The sequence below is a fragment of the Paenibacillus sp. FSL H7-0357 genome, from assembly GCF_000758525.1.
Lineage (GTDB): Bacteria > Bacillota > Bacilli > Paenibacillales > Paenibacillaceae > Paenibacillus_AQ.
The window spans coordinates 861,373-879,077 of the sequence record NZ_CP009241.1; the positions used below are offsets into that span (position 1 = coordinate 861,373).

12 protein-coding genes are annotated in these 17,705 nt (G+C 47.9%); 9 read left to right on the forward strand and 3 right to left on the reverse strand.

Going from position 1 to position 17,705, the window contains the following annotated elements; translation table 11 throughout:
* Positions 1–162: 162 nt before the first annotated feature.
* On the forward strand, positions 163–1,068 hold the full coding sequence (locus H70357_RS03830; protein ID WP_038585963.1) for a GNAT family N-acetyltransferase: 906 nt from the start codon (positions 163–165) through the stop codon (positions 1,066–1,068).
* A gap of 175 nt (positions 1,069–1,243) precedes the next feature.
* Here H70357_RS03830 and H70357_RS03835 read toward each other — a convergent pair whose 3' ends face one another.
* Genes H70357_RS03835 through H70357_RS03845 form a run of 3 tightly spaced genes read right to left on the reverse strand, consistent with a single transcriptional unit; the run spans position 1,244 to position 3,830 of the window.
* Positions 1,244–2,035: an ABC transporter permease gene (locus H70357_RS03835; protein ID WP_038585966.1), complete on the reverse strand. Its 792-nt coding sequence runs from the start codon at positions 2,033–2,035 to the stop codon at positions 1,244–1,246.
* A 2-nt stretch (positions 2,036–2,037) separates the two neighbouring features.
* Complete coding sequence (locus H70357_RS03840; RefSeq protein ID WP_038585969.1) at positions 2,038–2,829, reverse strand: ABC transporter permease; 792 nt, start codon at positions 2,827–2,829, stop codon at positions 2,038–2,040.
* On the reverse strand, positions 2,826–3,830 hold the full coding sequence (locus H70357_RS03845) for an ABC transporter ATP-binding protein (RefSeq protein ID WP_038585972.1): 1,005 nt from the start codon (positions 3,828–3,830) through the stop codon (positions 2,826–2,828). The genes H70357_RS03840 and H70357_RS03845 overlap by 4 nt, the downstream gene beginning before the upstream one ends.
* Before the next feature lie 133 nt (positions 3,831–3,963).
* Between H70357_RS03845 and H70357_RS34150 the strand changes: the two genes are divergently transcribed.
* From H70357_RS34150 to H70357_RS03890, 8 genes are all read left to right on the forward strand, one after another.
* Positions 3,964–4,965, forward strand: a complete 1,002-nt coding sequence (locus tag H70357_RS34150; protein WP_052091806.1) for a MerR family transcriptional regulator — start codon at positions 3,964–3,966, stop codon at positions 4,963–4,965.
* A 499-nt stretch (positions 4,966–5,464) separates the two neighbouring features.
* Positions 5,465–6,694, forward strand: a complete 1,230-nt coding sequence (locus H70357_RS03860; protein ID WP_038585979.1) for a GntR family transcriptional regulator — start codon at positions 5,465–5,467, stop codon at positions 6,692–6,694.
* A 201-nt stretch (positions 6,695–6,895) separates the two neighbouring features.
* Positions 6,896–7,852 (forward strand): carbohydrate ABC transporter permease, encoded by a 957-nt coding sequence (locus H70357_RS03865; RefSeq protein ID WP_052091807.1) that lies wholly within the window; start codon positions 6,896–6,898, stop codon positions 7,850–7,852.
* Positions 7,853–7,855: 3 nt separating this feature from the next.
* Positions 7,856–8,779, forward strand: a complete 924-nt coding sequence (locus H70357_RS03870; protein ID WP_038585981.1) for a carbohydrate ABC transporter permease — start codon at positions 7,856–7,858, stop codon at positions 8,777–8,779.
* 101 nt (positions 8,780–8,880) lie between these two features.
* Positions 8,881–10,338 (forward strand): extracellular solute-binding protein, encoded by a 1,458-nt coding sequence (locus tag H70357_RS03875; RefSeq protein WP_038585983.1) that lies wholly within the window; start codon positions 8,881–8,883, stop codon positions 10,336–10,338.
* Positions 10,339–10,428: 90 nt separating this feature from the next.
* Positions 10,429–13,431: an alpha-mannosidase gene (locus H70357_RS03880; RefSeq protein ID WP_038585985.1), complete on the forward strand. Its 3,003-nt coding sequence runs from the start codon at positions 10,429–10,431 to the stop codon at positions 13,429–13,431.
* 24 nt (positions 13,432–13,455) lie between these two features.
* The gene (locus H70357_RS03885; protein ID WP_038585987.1) at positions 13,456–15,639 is read left to right on the forward strand and encodes a hypothetical protein; all 2,184 of its coding nucleotides are present in this window, start codon (positions 13,456–13,458) and stop codon (positions 15,637–15,639) included.
* A gap of 16 nt (positions 15,640–15,655) precedes the next feature.
* A complete protein-coding gene (locus H70357_RS03890; protein ID WP_038585989.1) occupies positions 15,656–17,677 on the forward strand; it encodes a glutaminase family protein in 2,022 nt (673 codons plus the stop codon).
* Positions 17,678–17,705 lie beyond the last annotated feature (28 nt).

Here is a 17,705-nt window from a genome sequence, read left to right on the forward strand (position 1 = left end):
TTATTTCCTATTAGATATTTTACTATACCATGCAAAAATGAAGAAAAACGAAAGCTATAGATGACTATATTTAAAGTCTACCTTGCCGGGTGCAGTGTACTCAGTCAATATTGAATTAGGAAAGTAAGCGGTACCCGAGAAAATTGGAGGGCGATGCTAGTAATGAAGGAGTTTGTAATCCGAAATCCGAAAGAGGAAGACGCGGAGCAGATCGGGAGCCTGGATTTTGTTCTTAATATGACCTATCTGTATCATGGCGATCTGGATAAGAGAAATATGTTCTGCGCAGTGAATGGGGAAGCTAAAATTATAGCGGTTGCCCACCTGATGGAGCATGAGACCTTTCATGCGGCCGGACATGATGAAGATAAGGATTTCGTCCGATATCTAAAGTTTCAAATCCTATTTGCGGACGGTGTTGAGGATGAACAGATCAAAGATGCCCTGACGGATGCGTTAATTAGACGGTCCAGAGAAATTAAAGCCGAGCATCCGGACAAGCGTATTGTACTGGCTGAATATTTAGATGCGGATAACCTCAAGGATTTGAGCTACTACCTGGCCCGCGGATTTACCATCCGGGACACGATTGTCGTATTTAAATTCGACCTCAGTCAGGACATTCCCCGCTATCCTTTACCGGAGGGAGTTCAGGTGCTGCCATTTCTACTAGATAACAGTCAGGCTTTGGAACAGTATCATCAAGCTGAGCTCGCTTCCTTTGACGGTGTCGCATGGAGTATGAACCATTTAAGCTGGATGCAGGGATCGCCGGAAATGGTCAACTTTTGTGCGTTTGCTGGCAATCAATTGATCGGCAACACGTCCACATGGCGCATCACGGATGAGCGGGGCGCAACGGAAAGTGTTTTTGTCATACCGGAATGGCAGAAACAAGGCGTCGCCCGGAGCATGATATGCACAGCTCTGGAGCATCTGAAGCAGCAGGGCAAATCAATCGCCACCTTGGGCACACATGGAAACAATCAGAAGGCCATTCGCCTATATACTCAGATTGGTTATGAGCTGTACGGGTTCATCCTGACGATCGGCTATGCAATCGATTAAAATACGTAAAGAGAACGTCCTGAAATGGACGTTCTCTTTACGTCGTATAAGAGTTAGAACGATTACGCTTCAAAGCGAATTATACAACTAGGAAGCTGCCAATGTATAAGTGGAACAACCAGGCAGCGATGTGCTTCCAGCCAAGTTTTTCGTCGGGATCATCAAAATTGGTTGTTCAGCTGGATGCGCTGGAATACTTGTGGAGGCTGCGGTTGAAGAAGAGTGTCGCAATTGTAAAAAGGATGATCATAAGCACGGCTCCTGCCGCAAGCATGAGGGGCTCAGCTTTCTGGACAAGTGCTTCAGCCGGAACCGATACAATGAACCCGACAGGCAGCACCCATGTCAAGACCAACCGGAGCGGGCGCGGATAGATACCGATCGGATACCGTCCCGCTTGCAGGATATCTTCCATAATCCATAACAAGTAGGTCCCTCTGTACCAAAAAGCGACAGAGCTCAGAATCAGCATCACGGAATACAGAATTCCGAGTGAAATAACTAGTGCAAGCAGAAACTGAGCAGCGGCTAGGAGGGTTATTTCGCTGTTCATGCCGTCTATCGCGAAAAGGATTACACCTGTGGCAACGGCGATATGCAGAATCGACCAGAGAGACCATTCCCGCACACTGATATAATATTGGGTCGATATAGGTTTCAATAGGGTATAATCAAACGTCCCGCTTTCAATCTCGCCGTCCATGCCGCCAAGCTTGTTCATGCTGGGGCCGATCACAACATTTTTCACGGCTTGCACCAGCATGTAAACGCCGAGCACAGCCAGAGTCTCCGGCATCGTCCAGCCGTTAAGGACCTCATTGTTGACGTAGAGAATATAAATTCCCCCAAGACCGCCTGCCAGACCTAACACCGCACTTAAAAAATTCATAACAAAGTTCAGCCGATATGCTGACTCATTCTGAAACGCCGCCTTCATGAAGGTAAAGATTAGTCTGAAATATCTCATGATTATCCTCCCACTGCCGAATATTTACGCTGGCCGTACCGGTTTACACCATAACACACAAGCATCAATACAGCAGTCCAGAGCAGCTGCATGGTGAAGCCCCGGATCATGCTCTCACGGTTTAATGTGCCCATAAGCGCCTCCACCGGGAAAGAGATCATGTACCGGTAGGGCAGAAAATGCGTAAGCTGGTTAAGCTGGCCGGGGAACAAGGCAAGCGGAGCCACCTGTCCGCCGAACAGAAAGATGAAGGTATCGTTGACACTGAGCAGTGCCGAGGAATGCTGTGTCCAAAAAGCGAGAAGGGACAGGATGTAGGCGAGCAGAAAGCGAATCATGAGTGCAAGCATAAGGGCCGCAAGGCCGGCAGCTACGGACACAAATGTAAAACTGGCCTGTACGCCCAGCAATAACCCGAGCAGCGTAACCACAACCGCAACAAACGGGATGCACACCATTTTGACAGCCGCTTCTTGTCCGACAGCTCCATAAATAAGAGGCAACGGACGCAGCAGCGCTGAGGATATCGAGCCATTATGTATCGCTTGAGCCGTTGACCAGTGTGTCGTCGGATACGTCATTTGATTGATAAGGATGAGGCACAGATAGTATAGAACAAACGCATTCCTGTCATATCCCCCGATTGTGCCGGATGATGCAGCCGTCGACCAGACGATCATATAGATCACAGGTCCGATCATCCAGCCGAGTGCAAGCGTCCAGAAGAATCCTTTTTCCGACATGAAATTGAAGAGCTGGCCCCGAATCATCGCTATTCCGCCGCGGATATTCATACGGTGATCCCCTCTGCATATATGGTGTCAATCACTGATTCAATGGGGGGATCAGCGATTCCGAAATCAATGAGGATATACCTGCTCATTAGCATCCCGCTGGCCCTCACGACATCCTCTTTCTTTACCCGGAGGGTGTGTTCATTCCCGCTATTCTCAATCCATTCTGCCGGAATTCCATCTATCTGAAGGCTCTCCGGGCTCAGCGGAGGATTCTCTTCTTCAAGGGTCAGCTTGATGATCCGGTACGGTGTGATCTTGTCCGTCAGGCTGGACAGCTTACCGTCATAGACCAAATGTCCGCCGTTGATCAGCATCACCCTGGAGCAAAGCGAAGTGATATCGGACATATAATGGCTTGTCAGAATAACCGTTGTACCAAATTTCTGGTTATATTCCTTCATATATTGCCGCAGCCTTAATTGCATTGTCACGTCCATCCCAAGTGTCGGCTCATCCAGATACAGGATTTCCGGCTTATGCAGAAGGGTGACAATAAATTCGCATTTGGACCGTTCGCCGAGCGAGAGGTTGCGTGCTCGTTTTTGCATAAGCTTACCTACATCGAACATGTCCCCAAGCTCTACAAGATGTCTTTTGAAATCCGCTGTGGGCACTCCGTAGATCTCTTTGAAAATGTGCATCGTATCATACACGGTGTTATTCCACTGCATTTGGCTGCGATTGCCCATGAGCATGCTGATCTTCTTGAGATATTGGGGTTTGCGCTGCCAGGGGGTAAATCCTGCCGCCGTTGCACTGCCCGAAGTCGGGTAGAGCAGCCCGGAGAGCATTTTGAGTGTCGTGGTCTTGCCTGCGCCATTCGGCCCGATGAACCCAACCATTTCACCGCGTTCTATGGCAAAGCTCACCTCGTCTACAGCCTTAACTTCATTAAACTGCGGACGGAACAAGCTGCCGAACGCCGAACGAAGGCCGGCTTCCCTGACTGGAATACGATATGTTTTTGATAATCCATTTGCTTCGATATGATACGCCATAGATTCATCCTCCTTTGATGACAGGAGTTTATCATGCCGGGGGAGGGGTGGTGCAAAACTGGAAGGTTCTATTTGATAGCTGTTGTTTTCTGTGGTATAACAGATGTATCTTTTTTCCAGAGGGGGTTGTTGCATGCCGGAACAGTGGGGACACTTCGATATTATCCTTGGGTCAGTCATGAGCAGGAAAGGCATTGACAGCGGGAAGCTGGCTCAGCTTGCGCACGTTCAGCGAAGTCAGCTGAATCTGTATATAACCAATGAAATCAAGCGTCCCGATCTTGGCGTTCTGGCCCGGATTTGCACAGCGCTTGCTTGTGACATTGGAGAGATTATGAAGTTTATCCCCGGTGAATCAGCCGCGAAGCCCAAGCCGATCCTTAGTACATCCGGTGAAGCATTTTATAGGACAGGACAAGTCGCTCAGGAGCTGGGCGTACATCCCAATACGATAAGGTTTTATGAAAAAATAGGGCTGATCTCACCGGTAGAACGTACGGAAAACCGCTATCGGCAGTTTACATACAGACATCTTACACAGCTTCGGGTTTGCCGATTGATCTTCGGTACCCCCTATACCAACCGCACTCTAAGAAACACCGCCTTTTCGGTTGCAGCTGCCCTTAAATCATGGGATGTGGAGCTGGCGTTAACCAATGCTGAAGCCTATCAGCATCTATTGGAGAAGGAATATGCCTCTGCACTGGAAACAGCGTCGCTGCTTAAGAATTGGACCGAGAAAGGCCAGCTGCCCGGCACAGGGAATGTGTATAGCCATAAGGAAGCCGCCTCTTTGTTAGGAGTCACACCGGAAGTGCTGCGCAATTGGGAGCGCAACGGGCTGATCTGTGTTCCGCGGCAGCCTGATCAATCCCGCGTCTATGGAGATGAAGAAATTGCAAGGCTACGCATCATCTATATGCTCAGGCAAAATCATTACAGCATATCCGCCATCCAGCGCAGTATGCTCATTTTCGACAGTGGCAACAGCGCCGGAGCCGTTCTTGCGCTTAACCAGCCTGCGGCGGATTTGGAAATTGAATTTGTCAGCGCAGGCGATCATTGGCTGGACACCCTTGCCAGCCTGACTATAAGTGCAACTGCAATCAAACAAATTGTAGTGGAGATTAGATAGGAAGGCTCCAATTGTTCACCACCCGATAGCCATCTCAAGATAGCAACCTTCACTTGCTGCTAATGCGCAATATATTGCCGTCCCCTTCAGGCAGACAGCGTTCTATAGGATCTCTTCTATTGGAGCTTAAAGCTCTTCCTCTTCGGTCATTTTATAAATGACGTTCCCCGGTTTAAAGGTATTTTCTGCGTAATCCAAGGTAATCACATGAAACTGTGTATTCTCCACACAACAGAGGATAAGGTTGCAGATGAAGAGGCGATCCGCGCCAGCTATGAGCCGATCAAGGAGAATACCGGCCTTTTCTCACATTCAGGGGGTCTTCTGCAATCAGGGTTTCCGCCCTGTTCTCCCTTTCTGCCGACAGCGAACAATTCAAGCCTTGCATTATACTGCTCCTTCATTATTTAACGACCCCACACATTATGATATACATTGACTAAATGACATAAATGATATAACATAATTAATAATTGAAGAAGGTTAGGTGAGCAATTTTATGTATAACGAAAGGCAGCCGCTGTATGTACAAATCCAGGAGTATTTTAAAAGTCTTATTTTGAATAGTGAATTGAAAGAGAATGATAAAATTCCTTCGGAAAAAGAAGTGATGGAACAGTTTTCCGTCAGTAGGATAACGGTTGCTAATGCTCTTATGCAACTGGCGAAGGAAGGCTGGATTTATCGTGTTCCCGGAAAAGGCAGCTTTGTTAGCGAGGAGATTCACGAAATTGTATCTCATCACAAGAACATGCTTGAATCCGAATTCCGGTTGCAGGGTTTGCCATTAGATAAATCCTATACATCATTGGGACCGACAGTCGTATCTGCCAACAAGACAGCAAATACTGTCATTTCAGTTGCAGGTGGAGGAAGAAAAATAATTGGATTAGTAATGCCTGTTCTGGTCGATTATTTCTCCATCCGGTTGATCCAGGGGATTAATAATATATTGGAGGAGAGCCAGTATAGCCTACACATTGTTCAAACCTTCAACTCTATCGAACGGGAAGAAGAAGCAATCCTCGACCTAATTAAAAATGGTGCAGCAGGCTTGATTATATTTCCTTGCGATACAGAAACCTATAATGAGGAAATTCTGTCTCTTAAGCAGAACAAGTTTCCTTTTGTCCTGATTGACCGCTATTTTCCGGGAGTGGAAACCAATATTGTTCGCAGCGATGGCATGATCGGCGGAAAGCTTGCTGTAGATTATCTGTGGGACCTCGGTCACCGCGATATTGCCATTTGTTCAGACTCCCCGCTTCCAACGATCACTGTGGAGGATCGGATTAACGGCTACATGGATGGTTTGAAGAAGAAAGAGGCACTGATTAATCCGGCGCTTATTCTGACAGACTTTCACGTGGATTATAAGGGGATGGATACGGAGCATCCGCTCTATCGATTTATCAAAAACCGGATGGCCACCGCCTTTATTACTCTCAACGGCAGATTAGGGCTACATATCCTGTCCATCTGCAAAGAAATTGGACTTAAGGTACCGCAGGATATCTCTATTCTCACCTTCGATGATCCCTCCCCTGGTATGGACGAGCCGGGAGCATTAACGTATATATCTCAATCAGAGGGGATTATGGGCGAAGAGGCGGCCAAGATATTGTTGAGTATGCTGGAGGAGGCCCCGAACCCTGACCACAAGTATCACAAGGTGATTTTAAAGCCGGAGCTAAAGGAAGGCGACTCGACTGCAGAATGCCTAGTTTAATAAGAAGTATGTTTCAAGGAAAAGTACTTACATGAAGAAATTCAGTGAGTGCTTTTTTTATTGGAGATAAATGATATAGCAAATATCTTGACATAATTGATATGTTATTATATATTTGTTTTGCAAATACATAGATGAGGAAGGTTGTGGTTAAGGGCAGGGGAAAATGAGGTTTTAACTATAGCAATGGGGGTACTGCATATGGATAAAACGGCCCAGATCCGCGGGCAATCTTCTTTCAAACGGATGATGAGAAGGCATAGAGACGCTGTCATCGCTGCGGTCATCCTTACACCGATGTTGTTGTTTTGGTTGGTTCTTTCAGGGGCTCCAACGATTTTTGGTTTTTTTCTCGGTTTTTTTAATTGGGTGGGGTTAAATGATACACCGGACTTTATTTGGTTTGATAATTTTATTAGTTTCTTCAAGGACCCGGTATATACCGGAGCACTATGGAGATCCATTTGGTTAGGCGGTTTAGTGACAGCGGTTACGTTAACGGCCGGCTTCGGAGCAGCTATTCTGATGAATATGCCCTTAATGGGCAAGGGCATTTATCGGTCGCTGTGGTATATTCCGGCAGTTACTTCGACTGTGGCAACCACTCAGGTATTTAATATTTTGCTCGATACCAATAATGGGGTCATTAATAATTTTTTGAAGTCCATCGGCAAAGAACCGATTATTTGGCAGTATTCTGCCGGGTGGGGTATTTTCTGGATCGTAATCTACTCGGCCTGGAAGGGGGTCGGGGCCGCAGCGCTTATCTGGCTGGCAGGATTGCAATCGGTAGATCAGACTTTATATGAAGCTGCGGACATCGATGGTGCGGGCCGGTGGGCTAAATTGAAGTTTGTCACACTGCCTGGGCTGAAGCCAATTGCAACCTACATTGTTATTACGAGCTTGATTGGGGCGATTCAGATCTACGAGCAGGTATTGTTTATTACCAATGGCGGACCTTATGGACAGACAGAGGTGCTCGTATTCCGGATTTATCGTGACGGCTTCTGGGATTTCAACCTAGGCATGGCTGGAGCGTCGTCGCTGATCATGGCAGCAATCGTCATCGTGGCTACAGTATTTTACTATAACTGGTCTACGGCATCGGACAAACGAATGACTATTCCCAATAAACCAATCAAAAGGGGGCAATAAGTCATGTCCGAACAGTTGCGCATAAAAATTAAAAGCCAGTTCAGTCCGGTTCATCTATTCAGTCACATCGTCCTCCTTGGTGTTGGATTGGTGCTGCTCTATCCTCTCATCTTCATGGTAATGGCAGGTTTTTTTAATAAAACTGAATTTAGCGGAACGGTACTAGGGGTATTTCCGATTCCCAAATCGCCAACGCTGGCCAACTATAAAGCATTGATTATGGGGTCGATGGATGCGGCGGTGACGGTTTACTTCCGGAACTCCATCATTCGCACCGTTTACAATACGTTCTGGGCGCTGACTACTTCTTTTTTGGCCGGATACGTATTTGCCCGCTTAAAATTTAAAGGGAAAGAAACTTTATTCTTAATCATGCTCGCTACTCAAATGATTCCGACGACATTGGCCATTATCCCGACCTACCTGGAATTTGCCAGATTTCCCTTCTCGGGAGGCAATGATGTGTTTACCGGTGGAACAGGGATTTTAAACACATGGTGGATTTATTTAATCGGGGGGCCGTCCATTAATATCATGGGAACTTTTCTGGTCAAGCAATCGCTTGAGAAAGTTCCGATCGAGCTGGATGAGGCCGCGAGGATGGATGGGGCTGGAACCATCCGATTAATATTTCAAATCCTATTCCCCTTGCAGCTCCCTATTATGGCTTTTATAGCCATAACAACAGCCTTGGGTACTTGGAATGACTTTATTACACCTTTCTTTTATACCTCAAGCGATAGTTTGCAAACGCTTCCGGCTGCAATAACAAAGCTGTCCTCTGTTGGGGCCAGTCCCGGTGCTGTAATTAACTATCCTTTGATTATCACCTTAAGTCTAGGCGTCACCCTGCCTGCCCTGTTGATCTTTTTCTTTTTTCAAAAGTATATCGTTCAAGGGTTAGCCAGTACGGGCATTAAAGGATGAATATATATGACATATTTAATATAAATAAATATGTTAGATGTATTAATTGGTTGTGATATTGTCTATCTGCAAATCATTATTCATATTGGAGGGGTTAAAGGATGCAAGCGAGAAAAATAACGAACGCTGCTCTAGTCATTATGATGTCAATAGGATTGGCTGCCTGCTCTTCAGGAAATAACGGGGCTGCTGACACAAGTAATGAAACAGCGAAGGCAACTGAGAAGGCAGCGGCAACAGATGCTGCCAATACGGGGAATGTTACGATTACGGTTTTAAATGAAGGAGCTGTCGGCGTGGGTGCCGGCATCGTGTCCGATTTGCTCGGAGTAAAGAAGAAAGCATTGATTGCAGACGAAACTCTAAGTCCTCGTCCTGTAGAAGCTGACTTTACGTATACTCCAGGCGGTAAAGTGAATACGAACGTATTTGGCTACTTCTACCAGACCATCATCAACGATAAGTTGAAGAGCAAGAATATTACATTGCAAACGGAAGACTGGGGCTGGGGTGACCCGCTGATTCAGAAGCAGACAGCAGGCTTCCTTGCGAAAAACATACCCGATATTATCGTTGGAGAAACCCAGATGCCTGGTTTCGCCCAGCAAGGACTGCTGGAGCCTTTCCCGGCGGATATGGATCAATATATCCGCGAGAATATTGCACCGGCAGCCTGGAAGCCGATGGAGTATGACGGGAAAATTTACGGTTTCGCCTCCCAACCGGGTGTAAACAGCTTGTTCTGGAACAAGAAGCTGGTGAAGGAAGCAGGCCTTGATCCCAATAAGGCTCCTGCCACGTGGGATGAGCTGGCTGCGAACCTGAAAAAGGTAACTGAAGCTGGTAAGGGTAAATTCTACGGGGGAGGCGTGTACGGTGGACCTAACGCCGGCGGATATTTACGGTATGGCACATTGCTGGTCATCAATGGCGGCGGCTTCGCAGATGCTCAAGGTAAACCAGCCTTCAACAGTGAAGCCAACCTGGAGACAATTGCCTTCATGAAAGAACTGAACAGCTATCATCCTGCTGGATTAATGATGAATACGAATGAAGGTACTTACTTCGATGCCTTTAAGAAAGGGCAAATTGCTTATCTGATCGACGGTCCATGGCGTGCAGTCGAGAGTTCAACGCTTGGCATCGAATATGGAATGGCGCCAATTCCACTGTCTTCCGATGGCAAAGCGGGCAATATTACAATAGGTGCGGCTTTCCACTCCGTGCCTAAGGAAGCCAAGAACAAAGAAGCGGCTTTTGAATATATTCGGGCTATGTACAGTGAGGAAGTGCAGACTCTTATCGCGGATACCGGTGTGAGATCTCCGGTTCTAAAAACGATTGCAGAGTCGGATGATTACAAAGCCAACCATCCGGAGATGTATCTGCATTACTTGGCAATGGCAGGAAACGTGCAAGGTTTGCCAACATTCACAAAAGAGAATTCCAAGGTTTGGCAACTATTCGGTGATGCTGTAACGAAATCGGTTATGACCAATGGGGATATTAAATCCATCATGGGCGATGCTCAGAAAAAGGCAGAAGCTATAACGAACTAAAACGATTCTATGAGGTGGATGAGGAGGACTGCCTTTCGTCAGTCCTCTTTACTTCATTATTAAACGCACGGTCAAAAGGAGAGATAGAGAATGCCGTATGAAACCAATTCTATTTTTTTGAAAAAGGCGAAGGCTGCCATGTCGCAGTTGGAGCAATCTATTTATGAGCCAATATCCTTATTAGCTGTAACGGCTTGGGTAACCCCCGAACCCGTCGTATATGCGGAGAGAACATCCGGACAACAAATCCATTTAGAGCCGGGGGATAAGTGGGGAGACTTGTGGGATTGTGCATGGTTTCACTTTGGAGGAATGGTGCCGGACTCACAGGCTGGCAGCAAAATTGTGCTATTGATCGACGTCAATGGAGAGCTCTGCCTGGTGGATCATGAAGGTACACCTTGCCAGGGACTAACCAACATCAACTCGCAATTCGATTACAGCCTGGGACTTCCCGGAAAAAGAGTAGTGGACTTCAGTCCGGCTGCCAAAGGCGGGGAAGTTATTAACCTATGGGCGGATGGCGGCTGCAATGATCTGTTCGGTAATTATCGAAGCGGCAGGTTAAAGGAAGCTGTTATTGCCGTTTGTCATGAAGAAACCCGGAGGCTGTACTACGACTTTGAAGTGTTGATCGATTTGGCTGAGCAATTGCCGGAGACCAGTATCAGAAAAACCCGTATCTATCAATGCTTATATGATGCAGCGAATCAATTGTCCGAGATTAATACTGATAACGTGCGCCGGGCAAGCGAACGGATTGCCGGGGAATTGAACAAACGCGGGGGAGATCCTTCCTTGACGGTAAGTGCAATCGGGCATGCTCATATGGATCTTGCTTGGTTGTGGCCGATTCGGGAAACGGTTCGCAAGGGTGCGCGTACATTCTCGACGGCGCTGTACAATATGGAAAAGTATCCGGATTACATGTTTGGCGCCAGTCAACCACAGCTTTATCAATGGATGAAGGAGTACTATCCGAAGCTGTACGACAAGGTAAAGGAGCGCATACAGGAAGGCCGTTGGGAGCCGCAGGGTGCAATGTGGGTTGAACCGGATACGAATATCTCTGGCGGCGAAGCGCTAGTGCGGCAAATTTTATATGGTAAACGCTTCTTTAAGCAAGAATTTGGTCAGGAAATGAAGGTGCTATGGCTGCCGGATGTTTTTGGATACACAGGAAGTCTTCCCCAGTTACTGAAAAAGTCGGGGGTTGATTATATGATGACCCAAAAGTTGTCATGGAGTGTATATAATACGCACCCGCATCACAGTTTTATCTGGGAGGGAATTGACGGAACTCAGGTTTTGACACATCTTCCACCGGAGGATACCTACAACAGTCCTGCTGCGCCAAGGTCACTCGTCAAGATCGAGAACAGCTATTTAGACCGGAATGTGTCTGAGAATGCACTCATGCTGTTTGGCATTGGCGATGGGGGAGGCGGACCAGGAGAAGAGCATCTGGAGCGACTGGCCCGGGAGAAGAATCTGTTGGGTGTCCCACCGGTTATTCAAGAGCCGTCAATCAACTTTTTCCAACGGCTGGACAAGGAGGCCTCCCGCTTCCAAACGTTCAAAGGGGAGCTATACCTGGAGAAGCATCAGGGGACGTTAACCACGCAGGGACGCAATAAACGGTATAACCGCAAGATGGAGAAAGCCTTGCGGGAGCTGGAGTTTGCAGCATCGCTGTTATGGGCCGCCCATGGTGAAGCCTATCCGGCAGCAAGGCTAGAAGAGATCTGGAAGGAAGTCTTGCTGTACCAGTTCCATGATATTCTGCCCGGTTCCTCGATTGCGAGAGTCTATGATGAATCGCTTGAGCGTTATGCCCTACTGCTCGATGAGGTCCATACGATGACGAAAGATACTTATGAACGAATTGCCAGCATGGCCGGATGGTCCAACCAGCCCGTCTTGTTCAACTCGTTGCCATGGGATCGGCAGGAGTGGGTGGAATGGAACGGTAATTGGCATTTGCTCAGCGTACCTGCAATGGGATACAGAACCCTTGAGAAGGCTGAACATGAGGTGTCCGTTGTTGAAGGGTTGATGGCGGGCAGCCGCGAGCTTGAGAACGAAAAGCTTAAGGTCATGTTCGATGAGGATGGCAGTATCGTTTCTGTGTACGATAAGCTTTGCGGACGGGAGGCACTTCACTCTGGGACGAAAGCAAATGTCTTTATGATTTACCATGATGACGGGGATGCCTGGGACTTTCCGCATGATTACCGCGAGACGGTTGCCGGAGCCATGACGCTGGTAAGAAGTACAGCCCATATAGAGGGGCCGCAAGCGGTTGTCCGGCAAGAATATCGCTATGGTGAATCAATACTCTTACAGAAGATTATATTGACCATGGGCGGTTCGATGGTGGAGTTTGAAACCGAGGTGGACTGGCGCGAATCGGGCAAGATGCTGCGAGTGTCCTTCCCGACCAGTGTGTCCAGCGATCAAGTCAATTGTGAGATCCAATTTGGCTATTTAAAGCGGCCGACGACCCGCAATACCCTGATCGAATTTGCCAAGGATGAAATTTGCGCTCATCAGTACATCGACCTTTCTCAACCGGATTATGGCGTGGCGCTGCTGAATGACTGCAAATATGGATTTAGCGCTCTGCACAATGTTCTCGATTTGAATTTGCTCAGAAGTCCTGCTTATCCAGACCCAACTGCGGACCGGGCAGAGCACAAATTTACTTATGCTTTGTATCCGCATGTAGGAGATTTCATTCAAGCAAGTGTTTATCGAAAAGGTTATGAACTGAACACCCCTATGGTGGTGGTGGAGGCGATTCAGGCAGATACAGCACAGCATGCTCCTATTCAGTTGATCCAAGTCGACAATCCTTATGTAATGGTTGAAGCCGTGAAAAAGGCTGAAGACAGCGATCATCTGATTGTTCGTTTGTACGAAACGGCGGGGACTGAGGCGCAAGGGATGATTTCCATCGGACTGGATTGCCTTTCAATTGAAGAGGCAGATTTGATGGAAAACCCGATCCAAGTTCTGCAAAATAACGATTCACGGGCAGAGCTGCATTTTGCACCCTTTGAAATTAAGACCATTCGTGTTCAGCTTGCATAATCAGAGCACAAGGGAGATGAAGTAATGAAGGAGAGAGGCCGCGAGGAAGAGCGTACCGGTTTTCAGGAGGGGGGTGCCTACGGAGAAGCTTACGATCTGCAGACGGATTTTGTGATGGTTTACGGAATTAATCCCTCAATGCCGTTACGGATTCAGCAATGGAAGGCGCAGGGATATCAGGTGCATTTGATGACAGGTGTATCCTGGGGAGGCTATCAGGATTACCTGAACGGTAATTTTGATGGTCGCACTCACTGGGACGAAGCGCAAAAATATAAGGATGGAGAGCGTATTATCCATGGAACATCGGTCGATATACCGTATATGGTACCGACAGTCGCTTACTCCGATTATCTGATTCAACAGATTCGTCCTGCTGTGGATGCGGGAGTTGATGCTATCCATCTGGAGGAGCCGGAATTCTGGGTGGAGGGCGGGTACTCTGAGGCATTTAAACGGGAATGGCGAAATTATTATAACGAGCCATGGATTCCACCTCATGAATCAGAGAATGCACAATATCACGCCTCCAAGCTGAAAGCCTATTTGTACACAAGGTGTTTGGATCGGCTTTGTTCAGCTCTCAAGGAATATTCGCTGGTTCGCTATGACCGGCCGCTGCGGTTTTTCGTACCGACACACAGTCTGATTAATTATACGCAGTGGCGGATTGTCAGTCCGGAATCAAGACTGCTTGATCTGCCCTCCATCAATGGGTATATCGCCCAAGTATGGACAGGAACCTCACGCACAGCCAATGTTTACGAAGGCAACCGCGCGGAGAGAACATTTGAAACAGCGTTTCTGGAATATGGAATTATGCAGGAGTTGGTACGCGGAACGGATCGCCGCGTGTGGTTCCTGCACGACCCCATAGAAGATGATCCCAAACGTACATGGGAGGACTACAGGATAAATTATTTCAAGACGCTGACGGCATCCCTGCTGCATCCCGGGGTGTCCCATTATGAGGTTGCCCCATGGCCCAAGCGGATCTTCGAGGGGCAGTATCCCAGCGCGGACGGAACAGGCAAGGAAGGAATTCCTGCGGATTATGGGACCGTTTTGCTCACACTTATGCATGCCCTCGGCAACATGGATCAACCGGATATTCGGGTCTTTGGAAACGATGTCAAGGTGGGGGTTTTGTTGGCTGATTCAGCCATGTACCAACGCATGCGCCCGGGTGTTGAAACTGCTGGCTTTATGATGAAGTATGACGGGACGAACGAAGTTGAACTGACGGACGAATATGCGCTCGAATTGCTGAACTTCTCTTCTTTTTACGGATTAACGCTTCCGCTTGTCAAGCATGGCCTGCCTGTAAGACCGGTTCAGCTCGATAATGCAAGACGATTTCCGGGTTATTTGGATGATTACCGGGTGTTGATCCTGAGCTATGAATTCATGAAGCCCGAGTACCCCGATCTTCACAGCACGTTGGCGCAATGGGTGAGAGACGGCGGAGCCTTGATCTATATCGGCGATGACAGTGATCCATATCATCAGGTTAAGGAATGGTGGAACCAAGGCAAACGTCACTACCATTCCCCGCGCGAGCATCTTTTTGAAGGTCTGGGACTATCTCTTGATTCTTCAGAGAGAATGACGTCGATTGGCAAGGGGGTGCTGGTGTACTTGCCTGTTCGCCCCGAAAGCTTTGCAGAGAGTACGGCTGCGGGAAACAGGCTCCGTGATGCGGTTCGGGAAGCGATGGCAGGCTTGAATGATCCTCAAATATGCTGGGAACCTGCAAATCACTTCATGCTTCAACGGGGCCCTTATGTTGTTGCCTCAGTGATGAGTGAGTCCGTCCATGAGCATCCGCTTGAATTAGCGGGCTGTTATGTGGATCTGTTTGATCCAGGGTTGCCTATTGTTAGACATGTTAAGGTAGAGCCGGGCCAACAGGCTCTCTTGTATGACCTCGAATATGACCATGCTGGCAACAGCGGGGTTATCGCAGCCTCTTCGAGAACGGAGTACTTCACGGAGGATTCGAGTTCAATCGTTTTTTACGTCAAAGGGCCAAAAGCTGTACACGCAGCAGCGAGAATTCATTGTTCAGCTAAACCGGTGAGTGCAACGATCCATATCAACGAACAGGAAGCAGTGCTTCCTTTTGTGTGGGATGAGGAGACCCGAACGCTGCTCATTCGTTACGAGCATGATGCAGGGAGTGTTCGTATTCAGATTAATAAACAATGATTGGAGATTGATTAGGATGAAGACAAACATTCGCCCTCCAGCAATACCTTTGGTGACGGTTGATCCGTACTTTAGTGTATGGTCTATGGCTGACCGTTTGAGCGACGACTTTACAAGACATTGGACCGGCAAAAGAAATGCAATGACGGGATTAATTATTATTGACGGTACTCCATATCGATTTGCTGGCCGGGTCGAGCCGAATGCGGAAAACTATTATGCCGAACCGAAGGCGATGAAGCAACAGGAAGTTCAGCTAACACCTCTCTCCAGCACCTATTGTTATGAAGAATCGGGAGTCCGCTTACAGATGCGCTTTACCACACCGCTATTGATGGATAACCTGGAGCTCCTGTCACGACCGGCCTCTTATGTGCAGCTTTCCGTCTGCTCGGTGGATGATAAGCCCCATAACGTGCGCATCTACTTCGATGTCACTGCAGAATGGTGTGTCGACTCCAGTGATCAGCTGGTAGTATGGCAGCAGCATGAGGAGGGCCAACTGGTTGTTCTTGAGATGAGTCATGAGGAACAAGCTTACTTAAACCGTTCCGGTGATGATTTGAGAATTGACTGGGGCCAGTTCTATTTGGCAGTTGAAAAATCCCCTGAAATGCGGACCTATCTGGCTTCAGCTGAAATCAGAAAGCAATTTGTGCGCAAAGATGAGATTGTCCCAGGACTTAAGGGGGATATGCCGCAAGCTGTTCGTGATCACCAGCCTGTTATGGCCTGCACTTGGGATTGCGGGGAAGTAGGTGCTGCTGAAGTTTCAAATCTGTTCGTGCTGGCCTATGATGATGTTTATGCCATTGAATATTTCGGAGATAAGCTTCAGGCCTACTGGAAAAAGAGCGGAACAACGGCCCTTGGAATGATTGGGGATGCGTTCGCAGAGTATCCTGATCTCATCAAGAAGTGTACGGCATTCGACCAAAAGTTATGGGCGGACGGAGTACGTTCAGGAGGAGAGAAATACGCAGAGCTTCTGGTGCTGGCTTACCGGCAGGCGATCGCTGCGCACAAGCTGGTGACTGATTCTGATGGAAAGCTCTTATTTATGTCCAAGGAATGCTACAGCAATGGCTGTATTGCTACAGTGGATGTAAGTTACCCCTCCATTCCGTTGTTCTTGCTTTATAATCCGGAACTCGTTAAAGCGATGATGAGGCCGATTTTTAAATATGCAGCCAGCGATGCCTGGCCGTTCGAATTTGCTCCACATGACGTCGGACAATATCCAATTGCCAACGGGCAGGTTTATTCGGAGAATGCCTTAGAAGGTCAAATGCCGGTTGAGGAATGCGGCAATATGCTGATTATGGCAGCCGCAGTTTGTCTGACGGATGGACACGCCGATTTCGCAACTGAGCAGGGGGAGCTTTTGTCCATTTGGGCCGATTATTTGCTTGAGTACGGGCTCGATCCTGAGAATCAGTTATGCACGGATGACTTTGCCGGCCATCTGGCACGAAACGCCAATTTATCGGTTAAGGCCATTATGGGCGTAGCGAGTTATTCCCTTCTTAAAGGTATGATGGGACATTCTGCTGAAGCTGAACGCTATAAGAAAGCGGCTGAAGAGATGGCGATTAAATGGGAGGAGCTGGCTAGAGATCAGGATCATTATAAGCTTGCTTTCGGCCAGGATGGAACGTGGAGCCTAAAGTATAACCTGATCTGGGATATCCTCTTTGATACGCATATTTTTGATGAAGCCATTATTCAAAAAGAAGTCTCCTGGTACTTAAAGAAGCAGGATAAATACGGGATTCCGATGGATAGCAGAGCAGCCTATACCAAAGCTGATTGGCTTGTTTGGGCGGCCTCCCTGGCTTCCGGGCGGGAGGATTTTGTCAGCTTGATTGAACCCCTATGGGACGCTTTAAATGAAACGCCAGATCGCGTTCCCTTTTCTGATTGGTATGACACGAATACCGCTAGGCAGATGAATTTTCAGCACCGAAGCGTTGTAGGCGGAATCTATATCAAGCTCCTGAAGGATACGTGGGCGCTAGTTGGCAAAAAGGCTCTTTGAGCGGAAGGAAAACCGTTGACAAGAGAAT

What these genes read in the sequence shown, in the direction of transcription:
- H70357_RS03835 (WP_038585966.1), bottom strand. Translation starts at nt 2,035, where the DNA reads ATGAGATATTTCAGACTAATCTTTACCTTCATGAAGGCGGCGTTTCAG.
- H70357_RS03880 (WP_038585985.1), top strand. Translation starts at nt 10,429, where the DNA reads ATGCCGTATGAAACCAATTCTATTTTTTTGAAAAAGGCGAAGGCTGCC.
- H70357_RS03875 (WP_038585983.1), top strand. Translation starts at nt 8,881, where the DNA reads ATGCAAGCGAGAAAAATAACGAACGCTGCTCTAGTCATTATGATGTCA.
- H70357_RS03865 (WP_052091807.1), top strand. Translation starts at nt 6,896, where the DNA reads ATGGATAAAACGGCCCAGATCCGCGGGCAATCTTCTTTCAAACGGATG.
- H70357_RS03840 (WP_038585969.1), bottom strand. Translation starts at nt 2,829, where the DNA reads ATGAATATCCGCGGCGGAATAGCGATGATTCGGGGCCAGCTCTTCAAT.
- H70357_RS03860 (WP_038585979.1), top strand. Translation starts at nt 5,465, where the DNA reads ATGTATAACGAAAGGCAGCCGCTGTATGTACAAATCCAGGAGTATTTT.
- H70357_RS03885 (WP_038585987.1), top strand. Translation starts at nt 13,456, where the DNA reads ATGAAGGAGAGAGGCCGCGAGGAAGAGCGTACCGGTTTTCAGGAGGGG.
- H70357_RS03845 (WP_038585972.1), bottom strand. Translation starts at nt 3,830, where the DNA reads ATGGCGTATCATATCGAAGCAAATGGATTATCAAAAACATATCGTATT.
- H70357_RS03890 (WP_038585989.1), top strand. Translation starts at nt 15,656, where the DNA reads ATGAAGACAAACATTCGCCCTCCAGCAATACCTTTGGTGACGGTTGAT.
- H70357_RS34150 (WP_052091806.1), top strand. Translation starts at nt 3,964, where the DNA reads ATGCCGGAACAGTGGGGACACTTCGATATTATCCTTGGGTCAGTCATG.
- H70357_RS03830 (WP_038585963.1), top strand. Translation starts at nt 163, where the DNA reads ATGAAGGAGTTTGTAATCCGAAATCCGAAAGAGGAAGACGCGGAGCAG.
- H70357_RS03870 (WP_038585981.1), top strand. Translation starts at nt 7,856, where the DNA reads ATGTCCGAACAGTTGCGCATAAAAATTAAAAGCCAGTTCAGTCCGGTT.